The 6,278-nt window shown below is 64.3% G+C and carries 6 protein-coding genes; all 6 read right to left on the reverse strand.

Annotation, left to right across the window (positions count from 1 at the left end):
* Positions 1–32: 32 nt before the first annotated feature.
* The 6 genes from A1351_RS17825 to A1351_RS17850 all read right to left on the reverse strand — a co-directional run bounded on the left by A1351_RS17825 (position 33) and on the right by A1351_RS17850 (position 6,167).
* Entirely contained in the window at positions 33–1,391 is a 1,359-nt protein-coding gene (locus tag A1351_RS17825) for a hypothetical protein (RefSeq protein WP_026599360.1), read from the reverse strand.
* A gap of 161 nt (positions 1,392–1,552) precedes the next feature.
* The gene (locus A1351_RS17830; protein ID WP_024880984.1) at positions 1,553–2,626 is read right to left on the reverse strand and encodes a sulfate/molybdate ABC transporter ATP-binding protein; all 1,074 of its coding nucleotides are present in this window, start codon (positions 2,624–2,626) and stop codon (positions 1,553–1,555) included.
* Between the two features lie 22 nt (positions 2,627–2,648).
* Positions 2,649–3,542 carry a sulfate ABC transporter permease subunit CysW gene (cysW, locus tag A1351_RS17835; protein WP_024880985.1) on the reverse strand — a complete coding sequence of 298 codons (894 nt, stop codon included), beginning with the start codon at positions 3,540–3,542 and terminating at the stop codon, positions 2,649–2,651.
* Entirely contained in the window at positions 3,535–4,401 is an 867-nt protein-coding gene (gene cysT / locus A1351_RS17840) for a sulfate ABC transporter permease subunit CysT (RefSeq protein ID WP_064033609.1), read from the reverse strand. Before cysT ends, cysW begins: the two co-directional genes overlap by 8 nt.
* Positions 4,402–4,418: 17 nt before the next feature.
* Positions 4,419–5,447: a sulfate ABC transporter substrate-binding protein gene (locus A1351_RS17845; RefSeq protein WP_024880987.1), complete on the reverse strand. Its 1,029-nt coding sequence runs from the start codon at positions 5,445–5,447 to the stop codon at positions 4,419–4,421.
* A 141-nt stretch (positions 5,448–5,588) separates the two neighbouring features.
* The gene (locus A1351_RS17850) at positions 5,589–6,167 is read right to left on the reverse strand and encodes a hypothetical protein (RefSeq protein ID WP_024880988.1); all 579 of its coding nucleotides are present in this window, start codon (positions 6,165–6,167) and stop codon (positions 5,589–5,591) included.
* Positions 6,168–6,278 lie beyond the last annotated feature (111 nt).

Raw genomic sequence — 6,278 nt, forward strand, 5'->3', positions numbered from 1 at the left:
GGTTCCCAATTCGCTCGAAAACACTCTCGCCTTCAAGCCGCCGGTATGAGCGCCGGCGGCAGGCCTGCGGATCGACGATTCCACATGGATTGATAGAGGCCTTCGAGATCGCGCGTATAGGCGGGAACATCGAAGAGCGCGGCGCTCGCCCGATTATCCGAGAGCGTCGCCTTGATCTTCGCGAGGCCGGCGGGATCGGTGGCCAGCCGATAGGCGAGATCGAAATAATCGTCGAGATCCGCAGCGATCAGCTCCGTCAGCCCGACCGCGCGCAGCAGGCTGCCGGCGACGCGCGAAGGAAATGTGGAGCCGCTGCAAGTGACGATCGGCACGCCGGCCCAGAGAGCGTCGCTCGCCGTGGTGTGGGCGTTGTAGGGCGCTGTGTCGAGCACGAGATCGGCGAGCTGAATCCGCGCGAGATGCTCGCCTTGGGCCATATCCGGCGCGAAGACGAGACGCGCCCCGTTCACGCCGCGGTTCCACGCCTCATTGCGCAGATTGCCTTCCGCCATAGGCGCGGCGAGCAACCAAAGGACGCTGCCGGGCACAGCGTCGAGCAGACGGCACCAGACGTCGAAAATCTCCGGCGTGAATTTATAGGCCTGGTTGAAGCAGCAAAAGACGACGCCCTGCTCGGGCAGCCCCACGGCCTCGCGCGTCGGTATTGTCCCGATCGGCCCGGCGCGGCCGCGCGGCTGATAGCTATTCGGCATATAGGCGAAGGATTCGGAATAATCGCCGGCGGAGGCGAGCGGCGTCACATAATCGTCGGTGACGATGTAGTCGCAGATATCCTCGCCGAGCGTGCCCGGATAGCCGAGATAATTCACCTGCACGGGCGCCGGGCGCAGCATCAGAATGCCGCTGCGCGCATTGGCGGTGAAGCCTTTGAGATCGATGAGAATGTCCACCTCGTCGTGATGGATCGCCCGGGCGGCGTCGCCGTCGGAGAGCGCCTCTATGTCGACGAAGGAGTCGAAAGCGCCCATGAGCCGTCGGCGCATGGTCTTGCCGTCATCGGCCCCATAGGAATAGGCGTTCACGCAAAAGCGCTCGCGATCATGCGCCTCCAACGTCTCGATCAGCAGCAGCGCGGTCGCGTGATCGTGGAAATCATTGGAGAGATAGCCGAGCCTGATCTTCCGCCCCTCGGCGGCGCTGAAGCGGAAGTCGAGCGCGAGCCGCGCCGCGACCGCGGCGGCGCGCCGATCGCGCGTCCACAGCTCAGAGCAGCGCCGCTGATCTGCCGCGTCGACGCCCGGCTGCGAGAGAAAGAGAAAAGGCGGCAGCGCGCCAGACCCGTCGGCCGCGAGAAGATCGTCGAGCGCTTTGGCGTCGCCTGCGAAGTCATCCCAAGCGCACATGCTGCGGCTGCGTCCGAGCGATCGCATCGCCATCTCCCAGGTCGAAGTTCCTTCGCCTGGGCATGAAGGCGCGTGTCGCCTACCGGATCAGACAAGAAAGACAAGCAATCCATGCGCCAAAAGGCGAACATCGCCGCCGCGCCCCTTCTCCCGCGCGCGGGAGAAGGATTCGCGCGGCTTGGTCGCCCCTATATCCCCGCGCCGTCGCCGAGCGTCTCCTCGGCCGCGGTCGAGAAAATCCGCACATTGTTCAACGACAGCGGCACGCTGCTGCCGAGCGTCGTTCCGGCCCGATCAACCGTGTCGACCTCGACCGTCTGGTCATAGCCGGGGATGGAGATCGACGCGCGCAAGCCCGCAGCCGTGCGGCGCACCGCCTCGACCCGGCCCTCGAGCGCGCCGATCTGGCCGCCATGCAGAGCGATGTCGGCAGGACGGAAATAGACGCGCGCCGGTCCATTGCGCAGATTTTCCGAGGAGACGTGCAGCTCCTTGCCTTGGAAGATCACTTTGCCGTCGGCGACCTGCACCGGCAGCGCCAGCGCCTCGCCGACGAAGGAGAGCACGAAGGGCGAGGCCGGCCGATCATAGAGCTCGTCCGGCGTGCCGATCTGCTCGATGCGGCCCTTGTCCAGCACGACCACGCGATCGGCGAGCTCCATCGCCTCGTCCTGGTCATGCGTCACAAAGACCGTGGTGAGGCCGGTCTGCCGATGCACCTCGCGCAGCCAGCGGCGCAGATCCTTGCGCACGCGCGCGTCCAGAGCGCCGAAAGGCTCGTCGAGCAGCAGAACGCGCGGCTCGATGGCGAGGGCGCGCGCGAGCGCCACGCGCTGCCGCTGTCCGCCGGAGAGCTGCGCCGGATAGCGCGCGCCGAGCCCGTCGAGCTGCACGAATTCGAGCAGCTCGGCTGCGCGCGCGGCGATCTCGGCGCGGGAGGGACGCGAGCGGCGCGGGCGAACCTTCAGCCCATAGGCGATATTATCGGCGACGGTCAGATGCTTGAACAGCGCGTAATTCTGGAACACGAAGCCGACGCGCCGCTCCTGCACCGACAAAGTGGTGGCGTCCTCGGAATCGAAGAGAATGCGGCCGCGATCGGGATTGGAGAGGCCGGCGATGGCGCGCAGCAGCGTCGTCTTGCCGGAGCCCGAGGGTCCCAGCAGCGCGACGAGCTCGCCCGGCGCGATCGTCAGATTGACGTCGCGCAAAGCGGGATAGTCACCGAAATCCTTCTCGACGCGCTCGATCCGGATCTCCACGCCATGCGGGCGCGGCGTCTCCTCAGTGACGGCGCCGACCGGCGATTTGGCCGGCGTAGCGCCATTCGAGGAGCGTCTTGAATCCAAGAGTGACGAGAGCCAGCCCAGCCAGGAGGGAGGCGAGGGCGAACGCCGAGACGATGTTATACTCATTGTAGAGGATCTCCACCTGGAGAGGTATCGTGTTGGTCAGGCCACGAATATGGCCGGAGACGACCGAGACCGCGCCGAACTCGCCCATGGCGCGGGCGTTGGCGAGGAGCACGCCATAGAGCAGGCCCCATTTGATGTTGGGCAATGTCACCGTGAGAAAAGTGCGGAAGCCGCTCGCCCCGAGCGTCAGCGCCGCCTCCTCCTCCACCGTTCCCTGCTCCTGCATCAGCGGGATCAGCTCCCGCGCGACGAAGGGGAAGGTGACGAAGATCGTCGCGAGAACAATGCCGGGGATGGCGAAGACGACCTGAATTCCATAGGCCGCGAATGTGGGGCCGAGCAGCCCCTGCGAGCCGAAGACCAGCACATAGACGAGGCCGGACACCACCGGGGAGACGGAGAAGGGCAGATCGATGAGCGTGATGAGCACGCTCTTGCCCGGAAAGGAGAATTTGGAGATCGCCCAGGCCGCGCAAACGCCGAAGAGCGCATTGAGCGGCACGACGATCGCCGCGACGATGAGCGTGAGGCGGATCGCCGCGCGCGCGTCCGGCTCCTCGAAAGTGGCGAAGAACGCCCCGGCCCCCTTGGCGCAAGCCTCGGTGAAGACGACCGCGAGCGGAAGCAGCAGGAAGAGGCCGAGAAAGGCCACGGCGACGCCGATCAGCACATTGCGCGTGAGCGGCGTCTCCTCCGTCACGCTGCGCGGCGCCGCGACCGCAATGACCGGCGCGAGCGCCGCAGATGGGATCGCCTCAGACATGACCGAACCTCTTCTGGCTCCAGGCCTGGATCAGATTGATCGCCAGCAGCACGGAAAAGGAGATGGCGAGCATGATGGTCGCAATGCCCGTCGCGCCGGCATAGTCGAACTGCTCGAGCTTGACGATGATCAGCAAGGGCGCGATTTCCGAGATATAGGCGAGATTGCCGGCGATGAAGATCACCGAGCCATATTCGCCGACGCTCCGCGCAAAAGCCAGAGCGAAACCTGTGAGCAGCGCCGGCAGGATCGGCGGCAGCAGCACGCGCCATACCGTCTGCGCGCGGCTCGCGCCGAGCGTCGCCGACGCCTCCTCGAGCTCCGCGTCGATTTCGACGAGCAGCGGCTGCACCGTGCGCACGACGAAGGGCAGGCCGACGAACACCAGAGCGACCAGAATGCCCCAACGCGTGTAAGCGATCTTTATGTCGTAATCGGCGAGCGGCTCGCCGAGCCAGCCATTGGGCGCGTAGAGCGCCGCGAGCGCGATGCCGGCGACGGCTGTGGGCAGAGCGAAGGGCAGATCGACGATGGCGTCGAGAAAACGCCGGCCCGGAAACTCATAGCGCGTCAGCACCCAGGCGGTGATGAGGCCAAAAACGACATCGATCGCGGCGGCGGCGAAGGAGATGAAAAAGCTGGTGCGCAGCGCCGCGGCGACGCGCGGCTCCACCGCTATTCCATAGAGGCCGGAAAGTCCGAGCGAGGAGGCGCGGAAAATCAGCAGCGACAGAGGAAACAGGACGACCAGGCTCAGATAAAAGATGGTGAAGCCGAAGGTCGCCCGGAATCCCGGGATGACGCTCGGAGCCGTGAAGCTCCGAGCCTTCTTGTTCGCAACGGGCGCAGCGGCGCTCATGAGAATTCCTTGGGCCTTTACTGCTTCTGAATATCGTCGAAGACGCCGCCATCGGCGAAATGCGTCTTCTGCGCTTTCGTCCAACCGCCGAAGACTTGATCGACGGTGAAGAGCTCGAGCTTGGGAAGGCGCTTCAGATCATCCTTGGCCGCGAATTCGGGATGCGCGGGACGATAGTAATTCTTGGCGATGATCGCCTGCGCGGCCGGCGTGTAGAGGAAGTTCACATAGGCCTCGGCGGCCTTGCGCGTGCCCTTCGCGTCGACATTGCCATCGACGACCGCGACCGGGGGCTCGGCGAGGATCGATGTGGTGGGAACGATGATCTCGAATTTATCCTTGCCGAACTCCTCGAAGGCGAGGAAGGCCTCGTTCTCCCAGGCGATCAGCACATCGCCGAGACCACGCTGAGCGAAAGTGATCGTCGAGCCGCGCGCGCCCGTGTCGAGCACCGGGGCGTTCTTATAAATCGCCTTGACGAATTCCTTGGTCTTCGCCTCGTCGCCGCCGAATTTTTTGAGCGCATAGCCCCAGGCGCCGAGATAGTTCCAGCGCGCGCCGCCGGAGGTCTTCGGATTGGGGGTGACGACGGCGACGCCGGGCTTGGCCAGATCGTCCCAATTCTTGATCTTCTTCGGATTGCCCTTGCGCACCAGAAAGACGATCGTCGACGTGTAGGGCGAGGCGTTGTTCGGCAGCTTCTTCTGCCAATCCGGCGCGATTTTGCCGCTCTTGTTCACGATCGCGTCTATGTCGGCGGCGAGCGCGAGAGTCACGACATCGGCCGCGAGGCCGTCGATCACCGCGCGCGCCTGCGCGCCCGAACCGGCATGAGAGGCCTGAAGCTCGATCGTCTCGCCGGTCTTCGCCTTCCAATCGGCGGCGAAGGCGGGATTGATCGCCTTATAGAGCTCACGTGTCGGATCATAGGAGACATTGAGCAGCGAACTCGCCGCCTGCGCCGTCGCATCGACGAAAGTCGACAGGCTCGCGGCGAGCGCGACGACCGCGCCAAAGCGGCGCCGCGAGATTGAAACGCTCCTCATACCGGTCTCCTTCTATGGTCTATAAATTCACTCATGTAATGGACTAATATATTTTAATGAGGCTGTAAACCGTGTCTCCGACGCGCAGAACGCCGAATTCATACTTTTTCAGCAGGAGATGAGCGCGTCGCGCCGAGTCGATCAGCGCCGGGAGCCCGCAGGCTTCGACCGGCTGGAGACGAACAGAAACGCGGCGAGCAAGCCGGCGGCGGCGATCAGATAATAGGGGCTGATGTCGAAGCGCCGCTTGCCCACGGAAAAGGGAAAGCGCGCTGTCCAATGCTCGCCGGCCGCGCCGTCGATGGTGACGACGCCGATGAAATCGCCCGGCTGGGTGAAGACATGGGCGAAAGAAAATGTCCCTTTTGGATAGATCTGCGGAGGCAGCGAGGCGACGGTCGCCGCCTCCATGCTCGACGCATCCTCGCTGTCGTCGCTCTGCAGCAAAATGCGAAAGCCGGCCTTCATCTCGCGAAGCTCGGGGGCCGCATAGTCGAAGACGAAGATCGTCTCTCCCGATTGGGGAGCATCCTCGCAGAATTTTTTCTGCTGCGCCGCGCCGGGCTGGTAGCCCGCAAAATAGATGAGCTCGGGACCGATCTTCAGCACGCAGCTGTCTTTGTCGGGAAGGAGATCGCCGCGCGCCAGCGCCGAATGAGCGGCGCTCATCGCAACGAGAGCGGCCGGCAAGAGCAATTGCGCGATACGACGACGCGACATGCGCTTTCCCCCGATGAGCGCAGAGCTTCAGACTGAAATTAATCCGCTATCGCACGCGCTGCAAGACGCTGCGCGAAGAAGAAAACGTCAATGCGCAAAAAGAAACCGGCC

The organism is Methylosinus sp. R-45379, from assembly GCF_001644125.1.
In the GTDB taxonomy this organism is placed as follows: domain Bacteria; phylum Pseudomonadota; class Alphaproteobacteria; order Rhizobiales; family Beijerinckiaceae; genus Methylosinus.

Excerpts from the sequence above, each read along its gene's own strand:
- A1351_RS17850 (WP_024880988.1), bottom strand. The coding sequence starts at position 6,167 with ATGTCGCGTCGTCGTATCGCGCAATTGCTCTTGCCGGCCGCTCTCGTT.
- cysT (WP_064033609.1), bottom strand. The coding sequence starts at position 4,401 with ATGAGCGCCGCTGCGCCCGTTGCGAACAAGAAGGCTCGGAGCTTCACG.
- A1351_RS17825 (WP_026599360.1), bottom strand. The coding sequence starts at position 1,391 with ATGCGATCGCTCGGACGCAGCCGCAGCATGTGCGCTTGGGATGACTTC.
- cysW (WP_024880985.1), bottom strand. The coding sequence starts at position 3,542 with ATGTCTGAGGCGATCCCATCTGCGGCGCTCGCGCCGGTCATTGCGGTC.
- A1351_RS17845 (WP_024880987.1), bottom strand. The coding sequence starts at position 5,447 with ATGAGGAGCGTTTCAATCTCGCGGCGCCGCTTTGGCGCGGTCGTCGCG.